Origin of the sequence: Streptomyces sp. NPDC058964, assembly GCF_042741275.1 — a bacterium.
Lineage (GTDB): Bacteria > Actinomycetota > Actinomycetes > Streptomycetales > Streptomycetaceae > Streptomyces.
On sequence record NZ_JBHYKH010000164.1, the window covers coordinates 1 to 16,977 of the forward strand.

General features: G+C 73.1%; 18 protein-coding genes and 1 pseudogene. 10 read left to right on the plus strand and 9 right to left on the minus strand.

Going from position 1 to position 16,977, the window contains the following annotated elements; all coding sequences use genetic code 11:
* Positions 1-500, plus strand: a pseudogene (locus ACFW2E_RS21080) (hypothetical protein); the annotation flags it as partial.
* A gap of 3 nt (positions 501-503) precedes the next feature.
* Here ACFW2E_RS21080 and ACFW2E_RS21085 read toward each other — a convergent pair.
* The 4 genes from ACFW2E_RS21085 to ACFW2E_RS21100 all read right to left on the minus strand — a co-directional run bounded on the left by ACFW2E_RS21085 (position 504) and on the right by ACFW2E_RS21100 (position 6,533).
* The gene (locus ACFW2E_RS21085) at positions 504-1,280 is read right to left on the minus strand and encodes an enoyl-CoA hydratase/isomerase family protein (protein WP_384468566.1); all 777 of its coding nucleotides are present in this window, start codon (positions 1,278-1,280) and stop codon (positions 504-506) included.
* Positions 1,281-1,312: 32 nt separating this feature from the next.
* Positions 1,313-3,541, minus strand: coding sequence for an acetate--CoA ligase family protein (locus tag ACFW2E_RS21090; RefSeq protein WP_384468568.1), 2,229 nt, complete (start codon positions 3,539-3,541; stop codon positions 1,313-1,315).
* A gap of 117 nt (positions 3,542-3,658) precedes the next feature.
* Positions 3,659-5,161: a flavin monoamine oxidase family protein gene (locus ACFW2E_RS21095; protein ID WP_384468570.1), complete on the minus strand. Its 1,503-nt coding sequence runs from the start codon at positions 5,159-5,161 to the stop codon at positions 3,659-3,661.
* Positions 5,162-5,312: 151 nt separating this feature from the next.
* Positions 5,313-6,533 carry a flavin-containing monooxygenase gene (locus tag ACFW2E_RS21100; protein ID WP_384468572.1) on the minus strand — a complete coding sequence of 407 codons (1,221 nt, stop codon included), beginning with the start codon at positions 6,531-6,533 and terminating at the stop codon, positions 5,313-5,315.
* Positions 6,534-6,765: 232 nt separating this feature from the next.
* On the opposite strand from ACFW2E_RS21100, the gene ACFW2E_RS21105 reads away from it, so the two are divergent.
* The 4 genes from ACFW2E_RS21105 to ACFW2E_RS21120 are packed head-to-tail and all read left to right on the plus strand — an operon-like array spanning position 6,766 to position 9,175.
* Positions 6,766-7,212, plus strand: coding sequence for a DoxX family membrane protein (locus ACFW2E_RS21105; protein ID WP_384468574.1), 447 nt, complete (start codon positions 6,766-6,768; stop codon positions 7,210-7,212).
* 13 nt (positions 7,213-7,225) lie between these two features.
* Positions 7,226-7,630 carry a Zn-ribbon domain-containing OB-fold protein gene (locus ACFW2E_RS21110; protein WP_384468576.1) on the plus strand — a complete coding sequence of 135 codons (405 nt, stop codon included), beginning with the start codon at positions 7,226-7,228 and terminating at the stop codon, positions 7,628-7,630.
* 26 nt (positions 7,631-7,656) lie between these two features.
* Entirely contained in the window at positions 7,657-8,265 is a 609-nt protein-coding gene (locus ACFW2E_RS21115; RefSeq protein WP_384468578.1) for a GNAT family N-acetyltransferase, read from the plus strand.
* A gap of 40 nt (positions 8,266-8,305) precedes the next feature.
* Positions 8,306-9,175 carry a GNAT family N-acetyltransferase gene (locus ACFW2E_RS21120; RefSeq protein WP_384468580.1) on the plus strand — a complete coding sequence of 290 codons (870 nt, stop codon included), beginning with the start codon at positions 8,306-8,308 and terminating at the stop codon, positions 9,173-9,175.
* Between the two features lie 42 nt (positions 9,176-9,217).
* Here the strand turns inward: ACFW2E_RS21120 and ACFW2E_RS21125 are convergent, their stop codons facing one another.
* The 3 genes from ACFW2E_RS21125 to ACFW2E_RS21135 are packed head-to-tail and all read right to left on the minus strand — an operon-like array spanning position 9,218 to position 11,265.
* Positions 9,218-9,886, minus strand: a complete 669-nt coding sequence (locus ACFW2E_RS21125) for a pyridoxal 5'-phosphate synthase (protein ID WP_384468582.1) — start codon at positions 9,884-9,886, stop codon at positions 9,218-9,220.
* Positions 9,887-9,896: 10 nt separating this feature from the next.
* Positions 9,897-10,052 (minus strand): hypothetical protein, encoded by a 156-nt coding sequence (locus tag ACFW2E_RS21130; protein ID WP_384468583.1) that lies wholly within the window; start codon positions 10,050-10,052, stop codon positions 9,897-9,899.
* A 37-nt stretch (positions 10,053-10,089) separates the two neighbouring features.
* Positions 10,090-11,265 (minus strand): acetyl-CoA acetyltransferase, encoded by a 1,176-nt coding sequence (locus ACFW2E_RS21135; protein ID WP_384468585.1) that lies wholly within the window; start codon positions 11,263-11,265, stop codon positions 10,090-10,092.
* Between the two features lie 126 nt (positions 11,266-11,391).
* Here ACFW2E_RS21135 and ACFW2E_RS21140 point away from each other — a divergent pair, with 126 nt between their 5' ends.
* Both ACFW2E_RS21140 and ACFW2E_RS21145 read left to right on the plus strand, forming a co-directional pair.
* Complete coding sequence (locus tag ACFW2E_RS21140; protein WP_384468587.1) at positions 11,392-12,579, plus strand: acyl-CoA dehydrogenase family protein; 1,188 nt, start codon at positions 11,392-11,394, stop codon at positions 12,577-12,579.
* A complete protein-coding gene (locus tag ACFW2E_RS21145) occupies positions 12,579-13,067 on the plus strand; it encodes a nitroreductase family deazaflavin-dependent oxidoreductase (RefSeq protein WP_384468589.1) in 489 nt (162 codons plus the stop codon). The genes ACFW2E_RS21140 and ACFW2E_RS21145 overlap by 1 nt, the downstream gene beginning before the upstream one ends.
* On the opposite strand, the gene ACFW2E_RS21150 is transcribed toward ACFW2E_RS21145, so the two are convergent.
* Positions 13,064-13,687, minus strand: coding sequence for a LysE family translocator (locus ACFW2E_RS21150; RefSeq protein WP_384468591.1), 624 nt, complete (start codon positions 13,685-13,687; stop codon positions 13,064-13,066). The two genes, ACFW2E_RS21145 and ACFW2E_RS21150, sit on opposite strands and share 4 nt — an antisense overlap.
* Before the next feature lie 82 nt (positions 13,688-13,769).
* Here ACFW2E_RS21150 and ACFW2E_RS21155 point away from each other — a divergent pair, with 82 nt between their 5' ends.
* Positions 13,770-14,222, plus strand: a complete 453-nt coding sequence (locus ACFW2E_RS21155) for an Lrp/AsnC family transcriptional regulator (protein ID WP_384468593.1) — start codon at positions 13,770-13,772, stop codon at positions 14,220-14,222.
* Between the two features lie 75 nt (positions 14,223-14,297).
* Here ACFW2E_RS21155 and ACFW2E_RS21160 read toward each other — a convergent pair whose 3' ends face one another.
* On the minus strand, positions 14,298-14,933 hold the full coding sequence (locus ACFW2E_RS21160; protein ID WP_384468599.1) for a TetR family transcriptional regulator: 636 nt from the start codon (positions 14,931-14,933) through the stop codon (positions 14,298-14,300).
* Between the two features lie 134 nt (positions 14,934-15,067).
* Here ACFW2E_RS21160 and ACFW2E_RS21165 point away from each other — a divergent pair, with 134 nt between their 5' ends.
* Together ACFW2E_RS21165 and ACFW2E_RS21170 are read left to right on the plus strand one after the other, a co-directional pair.
* Positions 15,068-15,799 carry a VOC family protein gene (locus ACFW2E_RS21165; RefSeq protein ID WP_384468595.1) on the plus strand — a complete coding sequence of 244 codons (732 nt, stop codon included), beginning with the start codon at positions 15,068-15,070 and terminating at the stop codon, positions 15,797-15,799.
* Between the two features lie 168 nt (positions 15,800-15,967).
* Positions 15,968-16,977: serine/threonine-protein kinase (locus ACFW2E_RS21170; RefSeq protein WP_384468597.1), on the plus strand; the 1,010-nt coding region annotated here is incomplete at its 3' end.

Consider the following 16,977-nt stretch of genomic DNA (forward strand, 5'->3'; position numbering starts at 1 on the left):
CCCTCGGGGTCGCCTACGCCCCTACGCGCGCGTGGCGGCCGTGGGGCGTGTGGTGGCGCTCGGCGCTCGCCTCCGTCCCCCTGTTCCTCCTGGCCCTGGGCGGCGGCATCGCGGCCGCCGTCGCCGGACTGGTCCCCGAGTACGAACCCCCGAAGCTGACCACCGCCCAGCTCGCCGGGGTCTGGCGCGGCCCGAGCGGATCGGAGCTGCGGCTGCACCCCGGCGGGCGGGCCGAGGTCACGAGGTTGGCGACCGAAACCGCTTACGAGGACTTCGGCGCAGAGGACTTCGTGACGTGCGGCGGCTCCGGCACCTGGCAGCCCTTCTCCGACGCGGGCGGCAGGGAGCGAGGCGGCGTGACCGTACGGCTGGATGGCGACTGCGGCGAGGACACCCACTGGTCGGTCGGCGGCACCGAGGAGGCCCCCGAGCTGTTCGTGCTCTTCGGCGACCCGGACGCCGGCCGGCTGTGGATCCTCAAGCGGGCGGCGGCCGCCTGAGCCTCACCGCCCCCCGAACTCCGGGCTCCGTCGCTCCACGAACGCCCGCAGTCCCTCCCGGGCGTCCGCCGTCGTCATGTTGATCTCCTGCGCGGCCGCCTCGGCGGCGAACGCGGAGGCCCGGTCGCCGTCGAGCGACGCGTTGACGAGCTGCTTGGTCAGGGCGAGTGCCCGGGTGGGACCGGCGGCGAGCCGTGCCGCCCACTCCCGGGCCGTCTTGTCCAGCTGGCCGTCCGGCACGACCCGGTTGACCAGGCCGAGCCGCTCGGCGTCCGCCGCCGGGAGCGCGTCGCCGAAGAGCATCAGTTCCTTGGCTCGCTGCGGGCCGATCAGCCGGGGCAGGAGGTAGGCGCCGCCGCCGTCCGGTACGAGGCCGCGCCGCACGAACACCTCGATGAACCGGGCGGATTCGGCGGCCAGGACCAGATCGCAGGCGAGCGCCAGGTGTGCGCCGAGCCCGGCCGCCGTGCCGTTCACGGCGGCGATCACGGGTTTCTCGCAGTCGAGGACGGCCGCCACCAGCCGCTGGGCACCGAGGCGCAGGGTGCGGGCGACGTCACCGGGGACGCGCTCGGCGGTCGCCGCCCCGCCCCGCAGATCCGCTCCCGCGCAGAAGCCGCGGCCCGTCCCGGTCAGCACGACGGCCCGTACGTCCGGGTCGGCCGAGGCGTCCGACAGCAGCGCCACGAGCCGCTCCCGCATGACCGGACTGAGGGCGTTGAGGGCCTCGGGCCGGTCGAGGGTGATGAGCGAGACGTGGTCGCGGGTCTCGTGCCGCACCCAAGTCTCCGGCACGCCCGGCGTCCCGGCCGTCACCGGCACACCGCCAGCGCGTCGAGTGCCACCGCGCCCTGCCCCCTGGGCAGCACCATCAGCGGGTTGATGTCGAGCTCGGCGAGTTCGTCCCCGAGTTCCAGCGCCATGCGCTGCACCCGCAGGACGACCTCGACGAGGGCGTCGAGGTCGGCGGGCGGCCGCCCCCGGACCCCGTCGAGCAGGGCGCGTCCGCGCAGTTCGGAGAGCATGTCCCGGGCCTGCTCCTCACCGAAGGGCGGGACGCGTACCGTCGCGTCCCGCAGCACCTCCACCAGCACCCCGCCCAGACCCACGGTCACGGTCGGCCCGAACAGCTCGTCGTGCGTGACGCCGACGACCATCTCCACGCCCCGCTCGACCATCTGGCACACCAGCACCCCGTCCAGCGTGACGCCCTCGTAGCGGGCGATGTCGGTCAGCTCGCGGTAGGCGTCCCGGACCTGGCTGGCGGAGGTCAGGCCGATCTTGACCAGGCCCAGTTCGGTCTTGTGGGCGATCTGCGCGCCGGAGGCCTTCATGACCACGGGGTAGCCGACCTGCCCGGCCGCGCGCACGGCCGCCGCCGCGCTGGTCACCAGCTGCTCGCGCGGCACCCGTATGCCGTACGCGCGCAGCAGCTGCTTCGCCGCGTGCTCGCTGAGCTGCTGCCCCGGCCGCATCAGGGCGCGCGCCTTCTTGAAGGAGGGGGAGGGGGTGCGGGGTGCCTCGTCGAAGGGGGAGCGGTAGGAGCGGACGAAGCGGTGGTGGTCGAGATAGGCGCGGACGGCGGTGAGGCAGTTGCCGACGGTGCGGAAGGTGGCCACACGGGAGGAGCCGAGCAGGACCTCGCGGTACGCCGGCTCGGTGCCGACCGGCGACCCCCACACCACGCACACCAGCTTGTCGCTCGCCTCGGCCGCCTCGACCAGGTCCCGGACGAGCCGGTCGCTCAGCGGCGGGAAGGGCCCGGTGATCGGGCAGATCAGCACGCCCACCTCGGGGTCGTCGAGGATCGAGTCGATGATCTTGCGTCCGCGCCGGTCGCCGACCGGGTGCCCCCCGTTGTCCACCGGGTTGGCCACGCTCAGGTACCGGGGTATCCACTGGTGCAGCTCGGCCTGCCTGCTCCGCGAGAGGACCGGGAGCCGCAGTCCCGCTCCGGCGGCCAGGTCGGCGACGTGCGCGCCGGTGCCGCCCGAGATCGAGTAGACGACGACCCCGTCGGAGAGCGGGGCCCGCGCGCGGGCCAGCAGGGCGGCGGTGTCCTGGAGTTCGTCGAGCCCGTCGACCCGCACGACCCCGAACTGCCGCATGGCCGCGTCCACGACGTCGTCGGCGCCGGTCAGCTTGCCGGTGTGCGAGGCGGCCGTACGGGCCCCGGCCTCGGTGCGGCCCACCTTGACAGCGACGACGGGCACCTTGCGGCGGGCGGCGCGGTCGGCGGCGAGCAGGAAGGAGCGGCCGTCCTTGAGCCCCTCGACGTAGCAGGCGATGGCGCCGACCTCGGGCCGCTCGGCGAAGTAGGAGATGAAGTCGGCGGTCTCCAGGTCGGCCTCGTTGCCGGTCGGGGCCCAGTGGGAGAGCCGGATGCCGAGCTCCTGGAGGGCGAAGACGGGCCGGCCCTGGTGGCCGGACTGGGTGATCAGGGCGATGGCCTGTCCCGGCAGGTCCTCCCGGAACCGCTCGAAGGCGTTGAGGTTGGTGTTCGGCCCGAGCATCCGCAGACCCGACCGCCGCACCGCAGCCGCGAGCCGCGCCTGGGCCCGTGCCCCCTCCTCGCCCGTCTCGGCGAACCCGGAGGCGAAGGCGACGGCGAACCTCACCTTGGACTCGGCGAGTTCCTCGACCACCGGGAGGGGATCGGCGACCAGCAGCACGGCGAGGTCGACCTGCTCGGGCAGGCCGGCGACGGCGGGGACGCAGGGGATGCCGAAGACGGACGGCCGGGTGGGGTGCACCGGATGAACCCGGGCCCCCACCCGCTCGGCCCAGGCGAGGAGCTGCCGGGTGATTCCGGTGTTCGGCCGGCCCTCGGCGTCCGAGGCGCCGATCACGGCGACGGACTCGGGCCGGAAGAACCGCTCCAGATCCGGTACGTCCGCGTAGAGCGGCCGCCCGCTCACGTCGAGGTCGTCCACGTCGGCGGCCCGGCCGTGGACGGCGGGCCCGGGACGCAGCTCACCGCAGGCGATGACCCGGGCCCGGCGGGAGTCGGTGGTGAGGGTGCCGTGGGTTGATCCAAGCATCGGTCCGCCCGCTCCTGTGTGACAGCATTAACTGACGCAGTGTCAGATTACTGAACTGACGCAACGTCAGGAATGGTCCTGCATGCAAAGGTTGACGAACAGGATGACGCCGCGCCCTCAGGACCTGCCCCAAAGGGCCGCCAGCACCTCCTTGGCCGCCCGCTCGCCCGACCGCACCGCTCCGTCCATGTAGCCGTTCCAGTACGTGGAGGTCTCGGTCCCGGCCCAGTGGATCCCGCCGACCGGCTTGCGCAGCGCGGGCCCGTAGGCGGTCAGCACCCCGGGCGGGGCGTAGGCGACCGGTCCGCCGCGCGAGAACCCCTCGTTGTCCCAGCGCTGCAGCACGAAGGAGGCGGGTGACTTCGCCCTGTCCCCGAAGTAGTTCGCGTAGTCCTCCAGCACGGCGGCCCTGACGTCGTCCACGCTCGCCGCGTCGTACGCGCGCATCTCGTCGGCCTCGATGAAGCCCATCAGCGCGCCGTACGACCCGTCGGGCGGCGAGTTGTCGAACGTCGAGCGGACCACGCCGGAGTCGCTGACGGCCTGCCCGTTCAGCCCGTCGGCCCGCCAGAACGGGGTGTCGTAGACGGCGATCGCCTTGCCGATCGACCCCATCGGCATCCGCTGGCACAGCTGGTCGCGCTCGGCGGGCAGCAGCGGGTCGTACGCGATGCGCCCGGCCAGCGGGGGCGGCACCGCGACGACCACCCGGGTCGCGGTCACCGTGATCCCGTCCGCGGTGACCACGTAGCGGCTGCCCGACCGCGCGACGGACCGCACCGGCGCGCCCAGTACCACCCGGTCGCCGAGCGTCGCCGCCAGCTTGATCGGCACCTGCTGGGAGCCGCCCACGAAGCGGGAGTCCTGGGCGCCGCCCGCGGTGTCGGTGAGGCGTTCCAGGGTGCCGGCGCTGGAGGAGTTCCCGGCCGCGGCGATGTAGTACAGCACGTACAGGAGGGAGAGCTCGCGCGGCTGGGCCGAGAAGACCGACGTACAGGCCACGTCGATCAGGAACTTGGCCGACGGGATGACGGCGGTGGTGTTCAGCCAGCTCTCGAAGGTCTGCTTGTCCCACTCCGCCGCCTTGGCCGCGGTCCACGGCGCGTCGACCGGTACCTGCTTGGCCATGCTGTCGAGCTGTGACTGCACGATCGCGGCGTTGGCGAGCCCGGCCGCGTCCACGGGCGGGACCGACCCGAGGATCCCGCGAGTGTCGTACGGGGTCCTTTTCCCGTCCTTGTAGAGCAGGTTGTCACCGGTGTTGTAGGTGGCGAAGGTCGCCACCCCCAGGGAGTCGGCGAGGGCCTTGATGCGGTCCTGGGTGGGGCCGATGAACTCGCCGCCGCCCTCGGTGAACCCGCCGCCCGGCAGATTCAGGTTCACCACCCGCCCGCCGACGCGGTCCCGCGCCTCCAGGACGGCCACGGACCTGCCGCCGGCCACCAGGTCACGGGCCGCGGTGAGGCCCGCGAGCCCGCCCCCGACGACGGCCACGTCGACGGTGCGGGTGGCCGCCGCGGACGCCGTACCGGCGGTGGTGGCGGTGAGGCCGACGGCTCCGGCCGCGGCGGCCGCGCCGCCGAGCAGGGAACGTCGGGAGAGCTGTCTTTCGCGTGCCACGTGCGTCCTCCGTCATGAGCGAGAGGGAGTGGAGCCGGAAAGTTGAGCAGTGCTCACATTCTGGCCCCGCACGACGGTGGCGTACAGCTCCCGCGTCACATCCGAATCTCGGGCAACAGGATCCGTACGCCGGGGAGTTGAGGCCCGCGGGTCAGCCGGGGATCGGGGAGTTCCGGCCCGCCGCGCTCCGGGCGACACGCCTGGCGATCCTCTCCGCGTCGATCGCCAGCTCGCGGAACATTCCGCTGATGGGGTTGGTGAAGCCGGTGAAGTAGAGGTCGGGGGCGTTCTGCGGGGTGCGGGCGCCGTGGACGACCGGTCTGCCCCGCTCGTCGAGCACGTCCAGGTGGCCGACCAGCCCCTCCAGGCCGCGGGCGTACCCGGTGGCGGCGACGACCGCGTCCGGCGAGATCCGGGTACCGTCGGCGAGGACGACCTTGCCCTCCTCGAACGCGTCGACGGCGGCCACGATCTCGACCCTGCCCTTGCGTACGGCATCGACGAGGCCGACGTCCAGGACCGGGACCGCGCCCTCCTTCGCCCGGGAGTACAGCCCGGTGCCGGGGCGCGGCAGCCCGTGGGCCGACAGGTCCGGCACGCTGAGCCGGGCCATCGTCCTGGCCAGCCGGTCGACGAGTCCCACGGGCAGGTGCCGTACCAGCACGGACGAGTACTGGGCGGCCCATCCGGCGGTCGACCGCCGCACGATGTGCGGGGCGGTGCGGACGCTCAGCCGCACCCGCGAGGCGCCGCCCTCCACCAGGTCCACGGCGATCTCGGCACCCGTGTTGCCCACGCCGACGACGAGGACGTCCCGCCCGGCGTAGGGCCCTGCGTTGCGGTACTCACCGGCGTGCAGGAACTCCCCGCCGTACTCCTCGAGTCCGGGCCAGTCGGGCACGCGCGGGGTGTGGTTGAAGCCGGTGGCGACGACCACCGCGCCGCCCGTCAGCTCGCGCCCGCCGGAGGCGTGCAGCAGCCAGCCCGAGCCGTCGGCCGGGCGCTCGACGCGCGAGACCTCGACGCCGGTGACGATCTCCAGTTCATGGCGTTCGGCGTACTTCTCCAGGTACCGCACGACGTTGTCCCGGGACACCCACCGCCCGAACCGGCGCGGGATCGGCAGCCCCGGCAGGGCCGACAGCCGGCGGGTGGTGTGCAGCCGGAGCCGGTCGTAGTGGCGCCGCCAGGACGCCCCCACCCCGTCGGACTTCTCCAGGACGATGGCCCGCACGCCCCGGGCGCGCAGCGCGTACGCCATGGCCAGTCCGCCGGGGCCGCCGCCTATGACGTAGACGGGACGGTCGGCGAGGCGGTCCGCGGATGGGGCGGAGGGTCTCGCGGGCGTGCTGGAGTCGCTGGAGTCGGCCATGAGCGCGAGCGTAATCACATCCCACGTTGATGGGTCTCGGTCAAGACCGGAATTGGTTGCGGATTGATCACGCCTGTAGGAGGGCTGGGGGGAACCGGTGGCGTAGACGACCTGGTTGTGGGCGGGGTGTGGGAAACGCCTTCATGGGGCACAGACGGCCCCCACGGGCGATCCGCAGCCAATTCCGGACCGGGTCTCGGCATTCCAGGGGATCTGACGTACCGTCAGATCCATGGACGCGATCTGGCTCAGTGGCGCGCAGTGGCTGGCGGTGCTGCGCATCGGCCTCGGCCTGTGGTGGCTGGAGAGCTGGCGGCACAAGGACAAGAAGACCTGGTTCACCGGGAGCGGGATCGCCTGGGCGGCGGGCGTGGCGGAGAAGCACCGCTGGTCCGCGGTCCGCTCGGGCTTCGACCGTGTGGTCGGCCCGCGGCCGAGGGTGATGGCGTACGTCGTCGCCTACGCGGAGCTGGCCCTGGGCCTGGGCCTCGTCCTGGGCTTCCTGACCCCGGTCGCCCTGGTGGCCGGGCTGCTCCTGAACCTCCTCTACTTCGTCCTCATGATCCACGACTGGGCGGAGCAGGGGCAGAACTCGATGATGGCGCTCATCTCGGTGGTGGGGTTCTTCGGAATGGCATGGCAGTCGTGGTCGCTGGACGCGGCCCTGGGGTGGTTCTGATGGGGCGGGTCTGATGGGGCCGGCGCGATTCGACGTACCGGAGGCCGACGCCTTCACCCGCACCTACTGGGACGCGGCCGCCGAGGGCAGGCTGCTGCTGCGCCGCTGCCGGTCCGGGGACTGCGGCCGGGCCCACCACTACCCCCGGGAGTTCTGTCCGTACTGCTGGAGCGAGGACGTGACCTGGGAGGAGGCGAGCGGCCGGGCGACCCTTTACACCTGGTCGGTGGTCCACCGCAACGACCTCCCGCCCTTCGGGGAGCGCACCCCGTACGTCGCCGCCGTGGTCGACCTCGCGGAGGGCCCGCGGATGATGACGGAGATCGTGGGCTTGGCCGCGGAGGAACTGCGCGCGGGGACGGAACTGGCCGTCGGGTTCCGCGACGGCGTGCCGGTCTTCGGCCCGGTGGGCGGCTGACCGGCGCCCTCGGATTCAATGGGGCCATGTCTGCCGCACACGAACGCACCCCCTCCCGGCCGGGCCCCGGGCCCCTCGGCCGAGGTCTGCGTCTGCGCCGCTGGGACGCGAGCGCGGACTCCGACGTGGCGACCTGGCTGCGCGGCCGTTCAGATCCCGAATTCCGGCGCTGGAACACGCCGTTGTCGGCGGTCACCGACCTCGACGGAGCACGCGCCTCCCTGCGCACACAGGCGGAGAGGGAGGACGAGGGCACGTGCGCGCACTTCTGCGTCACGGACGCGGACAGCGGGAACCCGCTGGGGCACATCGGCCTCAACATGATCGACCGGGTCACCCGTGTCGCGCGTGTCGGCTACTGGGTCCTTCCCGAGGCCCGCGGCCGCCGCGTCGCCACGCGCGCCCTCGCCCTCGCCTCCCGCTGGGCCTTCACCGAACTCGGCCTGCACCGACTGGAACTGGGCCACGCCGTCGGCCACGGCGCCTCGTGCCGGATCGCCGAAAACTGCGGCTTCGCCTACGAGGGAACACTGCGGGGCGCGATGCCCGAAGCGGGCAGGCCGGACGCCTTCCGTGACGTGCACCTGCACGCCCGCCTCGCCACCGACCCCGACCCCGACGCGCACGAGCGGTAATTCGCGCGCGGGTCGCGCCGTCTGCCGGGGACCATGAGGCATGGCTCCTGCACACGACTGGCAACTCACCGATGACCTGGACGTCTTCCTCTCCCGCGCGGGTGGCTTCCTGCGCTCCCGCCCCGCCCTGCACACGGTGCCCCTGACGGTGACGGACGCCCTGCGCGAGCGCGGACTCCGTATCTACGGCGACAAGGCACCGCTGTTCGGATTCCTGGGTGAGCCGGAGGACGGCGGAGTCCGGGCGGCCTTCCTGCACACACCCCCGCACCAGCTGAACCTCACCCCGCTCACCGCGGACGAGGCCGACGCCCTGGCCGCCCGGTTGCTCGCTCTCGGGCACCCGGTCCCCGGTGTCTCCGGCGAGACCGGCACCGCGGCCGCCTTCGCCGAGGCGTGGGAGCGGCGGACGGGGGCCGGCGGGAGGATCCGCCAGCGGCAGCGGCTCTACAGGCTCGGCGAGCTGCAGACACCGGAGCCGGTACCCGAGGGGCGGGCCAGAGTCGCCGGGCCCGCCGACCGGGACCTCCTGATGCGCTGGTTCGTGGAGTTCGGAGAGGCGACCGGACAACCCGGTTACCTCGCCCCCGGCGAGTGGGCCGACGCCCGTATCGCCCACGGCGGTGTCACCCTCTGGGAAACCCCCGACGGCACCCCCGTCTCCCTGGCCGGCGTGACCCGCCAGGTCGCCGGCCAGGTCCGGGTGGCCCCCGTCTACACCCCGGCACGGCTGCGCGGACGCGGATACGCGGGCGCGGCCACCGTCGCGGTGAGCCGGGCCGCGCTGGCGGCCGGGGCCGGTGAGGTGCTGCTGTTCACCGACCTGGCGAACCCGACCAGCAACGCCCTCTACCGGCGCGTCGGTTATCGGGAGGTCGCCGACTTCACGGTGTACGGGCTCGGGGACTGAGCGGGCCGGGCCGAAGGGAGGGCGCGGGACGGTCCCCGTGGCCTACGGCCACAGCAGTTCCCGGGTCCAGCCCTCACCCGCGCGCCGGTAGAGCAGACGCACATGCCTGCGGTCCGCATCGCCCTGGAAGAACTCCACCTCCTCGGGCCGGAGCCGGTAGAGCGTCCAGGTCGGAGACGGGGCGGCCGGGTTTCGGCGGGCCTGTTCCCAAGCGGCCTCCGAGGCCTGCCGCAGCTCCTCCACCGACCCGAGGACCTCGCTCTGCCGACCGGTCAGGGCCGCGGCCAGCGCCCCCGTCGAGCGGGCATGGAGATCCGCCTGGCTCTCCTCGGACGGGGCGGACGTCACCGGGCCCCGGACCCGCACCTGGCGGCCCAGCACCGGCCAGTAGAAGGCGAGGGCCGCGTGCGGGCGGGCGCTGAGGTGGCCGCCCTTGCGGCTCGTGGCGTGCGTCGCGAAGGCCCAGCCGTCCGCGTCGGCGCCGTGCAGCATCACGATCCGTACGTCCGGACGGCCGTCCTCGTCCGTCGTCGCCAGCGACATGGTGTGCGGTTCGGTCTGGCCCGCCGTCACTGCCTGCGCGAACCACGTGGTGAAGAGCGGGACGGGGCTCGAGGGCGCCGCTCCCGGGTCGAAGGGGGGTAGCTCCGTGACACCGGGCGCCCACACCCGAAGTGACCTCAGGAGTTCATGGAGATCCGTTGCTGCCATGGGGTGAGTATCACTCCGGCACCACCTCGGGCCGCGTCGGCCCGGTGAACCGCCGCACGCCCGGCGGCCGGTCGCGCTCCTCCCTCCGCCCGGGCGCAGGCGGGAAGTACGTCCGCCGGCACTCGCCCAGCTCGCGGACGACCGGGCCGGGGCGGTCGTCCGCCATGACCACGAGGGCCCCGGTGATTCCGGGTGAGCCGGGTTCAGTCCCGTGCCAGCACCACGGTCCCCGACGAGCAGAACCACCCGCCGGTCCCCGAGGCCACTCCCAGGCGGGGCAAGTGGCCGCCGGGCACGCGCACCTGACGGTCGCCGGCCTCCCCGCGCAGCTGCCGTACGGCCTCCACCAGCAGGAACAGGCCCCGCATGCCGGGGTGCTGGGCCGACAGCCCGCCGCCGTCCGTGTTCACCGGCAGCTGCCCGCCGCGCACCAGCAGCCGGCCCTTCTCCACGAACGCCCCGCCCTCGCCCTTCCCACAGAACCCCAGGTCCTCCAGGGTCACCAGGGTCATGTAGGTGAAGGCGTCGTAGATCTCGGCGAAGTCGATCTCCCCGGGCGTCACTCCCGCCCGCTCGAACGCGAGCCTCCCGCTCACCGCCGCCGGTGACACCGTGAAGTCCTCCCACTCGGACATGGCCGCGTGGGAGACGTGTTCACCGGTGCCGAGGATCCAGACCGGGGCGGTGCGGCAGTCCCGTACGCACTCCTCGGCCGCCAGCAGCACCGCCGCGCCCCCGTCGGAGCGCAGGCAGCAGTGCAGCTTGGTGAAGGGGTCGGCGATCATCGGGCCGGACAGGACGTCGTCCGTCGTGAGCGGGTCGCGGAACATGGCGTCCGGGTTCAGGGCCGCGTTGGCCCGGGCCTGCACCGCCACCTCCGCCAGCTGCTCGAGCGACGTCCCGTACTCGATCATGTGCCGGCGGGCGGCCATCGCGTACTTGGCGATGAGCGTGTGGCCGTACGGCACCTCGAACTGGAGCGGCCCCCGGGCGCCGAAGGACAGGTTCCCCGTGCGTCTGCCCGCCCGGATGTCCGCCCGAGCCGTCGACCCGTAGGCCAGCAGCACGGCGTTCGCGTGCCCCGCCGCGATCGCGTCCGCCGCGTGGGCCGCCATGACCTCCCAGGCCGAGCCGCCGACGGAGGTCGAGTCGACCCAGGCGGGGCGCAGGCCCAGGTACTCGGCCACCTCCACCGGCGCCAGGGTCCCCAGGCCCGCCGACGCGAAGCCGTCCACGTGGGCGCGGTCCAGGCCCGCGTCCGCCAGGGCCCGGCGGGCCGCCTGGGCGTGCAGGGCGTACGGGGTGGCGTCGTCCACGCGGCCGCAGTCGGAGAGGGCGACGCCCACCACGGCGACTTTCCTGCTGCTCGCTGGTGACATGAATCTGACGGTACATCAGATATAGCGGCCCGCGGCAGGTGTCGAACCTCTGGGCATCCCGCCCTCCCGGGCCTAACATGACGGCCCGTCAGATCGGGCGGTCAGATCGGGCCGGAGGGAAGAACCATGGACACGCGCCTCACCGCCGAACAGGACGAGATCCGCCGCACCCTGCGCGAACTGCTGCACAAACGCTGCGGCACGGAGGAACTGCGCACCGCCCTCGACACCCCCGCCGGACACGACCCCGCCCTGTGGGCCGCCCTCGCCGACCAGCTCGGCCTGCCGGGGCTGGCCCTCCCCGAGGAGTACGGCGGGGTCGGCTGCTCGGTCACCGAGCTCGCCCTCGCCTGCGAGGAGACCGGCCGAGCCCTCGCCCCCACCCCGCTGCTCGCCACCTCCGTCCTGGCCGCGCCGCTGATCCTCGCCCTCGGCACCGACGCCCAGCGAGCCGACCTGCTGCCCCGGCTCGCCTCCGGCGCGCTCACCGCCGCCCTCGCCGTGCCCGGCTCCGCCCTGGCCTCCGTCCTCACCCTGACCGGTGACAACGGCGGGGAGTGGGCGGGCGGCGGCCGTGCGGGCGGCGTGCAGGCCAGGCGGGCGGGGGACGGATGGCGGCTGTACGGGGAGGTGGAGCAGGTCCTCGACGGGCACAGTGCCGGCCTCCTCGTGGTGGCCGCCCACACCGGGGGGTTCGCCCGCTCGCGGATCCTGCTCTTCCTGGTGGCGGGGGACGCGGCCGGGGTGGTGCGGACACGGCAGACCGCCCTCGACGCCACCCGGCCGCAGGGGCGCGTACAACTCCGCGACGTCGAGGCCCGGGTGCTCGGACCGGCCGACTCGGACGTGCTCGCCGCCCTCTCCGCACTCGGCGACACCGCCGCCGCCGTGCTCGCCGCCGAGGCCGTCGGGGCTGCGGACCGGGCCCTGGGGCGGACAGTGGAGTATGTGAAGCAGCGGGAGCAGTTCGGGCGGCTGATCGGGTCCTTCCAGGCGGTCAAGCACCGGCTGGCCGATGTGTACGTGCAGGTGCAGGCGGCCCGCTCGGCCGCGTACTACGCGGCATGGGCGAGCGCCGTCCGGGCCGAGCGGGTGGGCGGTATCGCCCTCGCACAGGCGCTGGAGGCGCTGCGGACGGCCGCCGGTGAGGGCATCCAGCTGCACGGCGGGATCGGGTTCACCTGGGAGCACGAGGCCCATCTGTACTTCAAGCGGGCCGCGGGGGACGAGCTGCTGTTCGGGCCGGTGCACCGGCTGCGCGCCCGAGCGGCCGACTCCGCGCGGCTGTTCCAGCGGGCGGAGGTGGCGGTCTGATGGCCGGCTTCGGAGTGCGGATGGTGCAGAAGGTGTCCTCCACCCGGGGCTTCGCCAAGGTCGCCCCGCATGTGGTCCCGGCCCTCGACCGGGGCGTCCACCGGATCACCCGCGGCAGGGTGCTGCTCAGCGCGCAGCTGCTGCCCGGTGTCGTGCTGACGACCACCGGCGCCCGCAGCGGACTGCCCCGCCGAACTCCCCTGGCCTGCATGCCCGAGGAGGGCGGGCGCGGCTGGATCCTCGTCGGCTCCAACTTCGGCCGCACCGACCACCCCGCCTGGACCCACAACCTCCTGGCCCGCCCCGACGCCACGATCAGCTGGAAGGGCGAGGACATACCCGTCACGGCCACGCTGCTGACGGGAGAGGAACGGGCGGCGGCGTGGAAGGCGCTGCTGGCCTTCTGGCCGCCGTACGCGACCTACCAGGCCCGGGTGGAGCGGGAGATCCGCCTGTTCCGCATCGTCCGGCGCGCTCCGGTCGACTAGAGCGTCGCCAGCCGCTCCACCAGCAGGAACGCGCCGATTCCGAGCATCGCCGCGCCCGAGGTGCGGGTCACCGCGCGGGCGGCCGCGGGGCGGGCGGACAGGAGGGCGCGGGACAGGGCGCCGACGGACAGGTAGACGACGGCGCAGCAGGCCATGTGGAGCAGGCCCAGGGTGGCCGTCTGGGCCGGTACGGGCAGATGGGCGCCCCTGAGGGTCAGGAACTGCGGGAGGATCGACAGGTAGAGCAGCAGGCCCTTGGGGTTGAGGCCGCTGATCGTGGCGCCGCGCAGGAATACGCGGGAGCCGCGGTGCCGGGCGTCCTCGGTCGCCGCGGCGGGCGCCGCCGGCCTGCGCAGCACTCCCCAGCCCAGCCACACCAGATACCCGGCGCCGGCCACGGTCAGCGCCGTGAGCAGGCCGGGTGAGCCCGCGACCAGGACGGCGAGGCCCGCCGTCGCCAGCACCGTGTGCAGCGCGTACCCGCAGACCAGGCCCGCCACCGCACTCAGGACCGAGCGCCCGCGCAGACCGGCCGCGATCACATAGGCCCAGTCGGCACCCGGCACGCACACCAGCAGCAGGTCCACGGCCAGGAATGACATCAACGCTCCCGCATCCATACCGGGGACATTAGGCGTGAATGGCCCGAAAGTGTTGCTGAAGTTTGCCCGTGATCACGGATTCTGGGGAAATATCTTCTTCATGGACGACGTGGACCAGAAAATCCTTGCCGAGCTCCAGCAGGACGGGCGGCTGACCGTGACCGAGCTGGCCGCGCGGGTGCGGCTGAGCGTCTCGCCCTGCCACCGCCGGCTGCGGGAGCTGGAGCGGTCCGGGGCCATCCAGGGCTACCGGGCGGTGGTGGACCCGGCCGCCCTCGGGCTGCACTTCGAGGCGCTGGTCTTCGTGTCCATGCGGCAGGAGGACCGGGACACGGTCGCCGACTTCGAGCGTGCGGTGAGCGAGGTGGAGTACGTGCTCGACGCGCAGCGGCTGTTCGGCGAGCCGGACTATCTGCTGCGGGTGGCCACCGCCGACCTCGCCGCCTTCCAGCGGCTGTACGACGAGCGGCTGGCGACGCTGCCCGGGGTGCAGAGGCTGACGTCCACGCTGGTGATGAAGCACGTGGTGCGGGACCGGCCGCTGCCCGCATAGCGCCGCGGGCGGGGGTCCACCTGGGTGAACCACCGCCCGCGTGACAGGACTTGGGGCCTGGAAAGAGGAGGCGTGCTACTTCGCCGGCTTCTTGCCGGTCACGCCCAGATGTACCAACAGGGCCAGGTTCGGCTTGAGTTCGGCCTGCTTGACGCCCCAGGTCTGGAAGCCCTTCTGGTGCGCGGCCACCGCCGCGAGCATCGCGACCAGCGAGCCCGCGACCGCCGCGGGGTTCACGTCCTTGTCGATCCTGCCCTTGGACTGGAGTTCGGCAATCGAGTCCGAGAGGGAGTTGTTCACCGAGTTCAGGATCTTCATGCGGATCTTGTAGAACCGTTTGTCCCCTTCGGCGGCGCCGAGGTCGACGACGCGCAGGATCGCGTCGTTCCTGCGCCAGAATTCCAGGAACCCGTCGACGAGTTCCTGCGCGGTCTGCCAGCCTGCCTTGCCGACCCAGGACCGTCCTTCGAGCAGCGCGGTCAACCCGGCTCCCTCGGTGGCCATTTGCTCGGCGATCTCCAAGACGGCGCCCTCGACGTCCGGGAAGTACTGGTAGAAGGTCGCGGGCGAAGTGCCCGCCTTCCGGGCGACATCGATGACCTTGACATCCCGGTAGGGGGAGGAGCTGAGCATCTCGCTGAGGCAGTCGAGCAGCTTCTGCCGGGTCGCCTGCCCACGTCGACCGGCCACGCGGCCGTCGACGGTACGCACTTGTCCTGTCATGCCGTCAGCTTACCGAGGGGTGATGGGAGCGCGATTCGGCCGACTGCAAATGGGGTGCATGGGGGTACGGAGGGTGGTGTGCCTGGTCTGCGGGTTGCGCGCGACGCGGTTACTTTGGCGGCATGGCCGAAAACAGGGCATCGGTGTACGGAGAGGGCGTCCCGTGCTGGGTGGACGCGCAGCTTCCCGACGTGGAAGCGGGCAAGCGGTTCTACGGTGAGCTCTTCGGGTGGACCTTCGACGAGGGATCCGCGCCCCATGGCACCGCCGCATGGGCCCGGAAGGACGGCTCGCCGGTAGCCGCGCTCGCGCACAAGACGGACGGCCGGATGCCCACCGTGTGGACGGTGTACTTCGCGACGCCGGACGCGGAGGCGCTGTGCCGGCGGATCGTCGCGGGGGGCGGGCGGGTGGTCAGGGTGCCGCTGCCGGAGGACGACCTGGGCACGGCCGCCCTCGTCGCGGATCCCGAGGGTGCCGTCTTCGGGCTGTGGCAGGCGGGCAGCCACCCCGGCTTCGGCGAGCGGAACGTGCCGGGCACCTTCGGCTGGGCCCAGCTGTACGCCCGCGACACCGAGGCGGCCAACGCCTTCTACGGCGGTCTCTTCCACGATGCCCTGTTCGACTCGGACACCGAGCCCGAGTTCGGCCGTGCCCCCGTCTCCGACGTCTTCCCGGCCGAGATGCCGCCCCACTTCCTCGTCCACTTCCGGGTGGAGGACGTGGCGGCCTCGGTGGAGGAGGTGGAGCGGCTCGGCGGGCGGGTGCAGGCTCCGCCATTCGAGACGTCGTACGGCACAGTGGCCGTCGTCACCGACAATCAGGGGGCGTCGTTCGCACTGTTGCGGCGCTGAAATGTCTCACTTATCACGAGACACCCCGATTAATCACCGGGTTCGCAACCGGTGCCCGGGCCAGGAAGAATCGGGGTGCGTGCCGCCATGGCGGTGCGGTGGTGAGACGCTGCACGGGGTCGCGTACATATGTGGGTGTCGTGGCCCGTACGGGGAGGTGGCAGGCAAGTGGTGGATCAGCTGACGCAGCACGATCCTCGGCGGATCGGGCCGTTCGAGGTGCTGGGACGGCTGGGTGCCGGCGGTATGGGGCTGGTCTATCTCGCGCGCTCGGCGTCCGGCCGCCGCGTGGCGATCAAGACGGTCCGCACGGAGCTCGCCGAGGACCAGCTCTTCCGCGTCCGCTTCACGCGTGAGGTGGAGGCGGCCCGCGCGGTCTCCGGCTTCTACACGGCCGCCGTCGTCGACGCCGACCCGCGCGCCGCCGTGCCGTGGCTGGCCACCGCGTACGTACCCGCGCCCTCGCTCGAGGAGATAGTGAACGAGTGCGGGCCGCTCCCGGCCCAGGCGGTGCGCTGGCTCGCCGCGGGCGTGGCGGAGGCCCTGCAGTCCATTCACGGCGCCGGACTGGTCCACCGGGACCTCAAGCCCTCCAACGTGCTCGTCGTCGAGGACGGCCCCCGCGTCATCGACTTCGGTATCGCGTCCGGTGTCTCGAACACCCGTTTGACGATGACGAACGTGGCCGTCGGCACGCCCGCCTACATGTCCCCGGAACAGGCCAAGGACTCCCGCAGCGTCACCGGCGCCAGCGACGTCTTCTCGCTCGGCTCGATGCTGGTCTTCGCCGCCACCGGGCACCCGCCCTTCCACGGTGCCAACCCGGTCGAGACGGTCTTCATGCTGCTGCGCGAGGGCCCCGACCTCGAAGGCCTCCCCGACGAGCTGCGCCCGCTCATCGAGTCCTGCATGCAGATGGAGGCCACGGCCCGCCCCAACCCGGCCGATCTCCAGGCCCAGCTCGCCCCGCACCTGTTCGGCTCGGGCTCGGACGACAGCGGTACGGCGTCGGCGTGGCTGCCGGAGCGGGCGGTGGGCCTGATCGAGAGCCGCCGGGGCGGCCGCCCCGCGCCCAAGCTCGCCACGACCGCCGGCGGCCGGGGCGGTGCCGGAGGAGGAGCGCACGGCGGCTCCGCGGGCCCCGCCCCCCCCCGACCCCCGCCCCCCCCCCCCCCCCC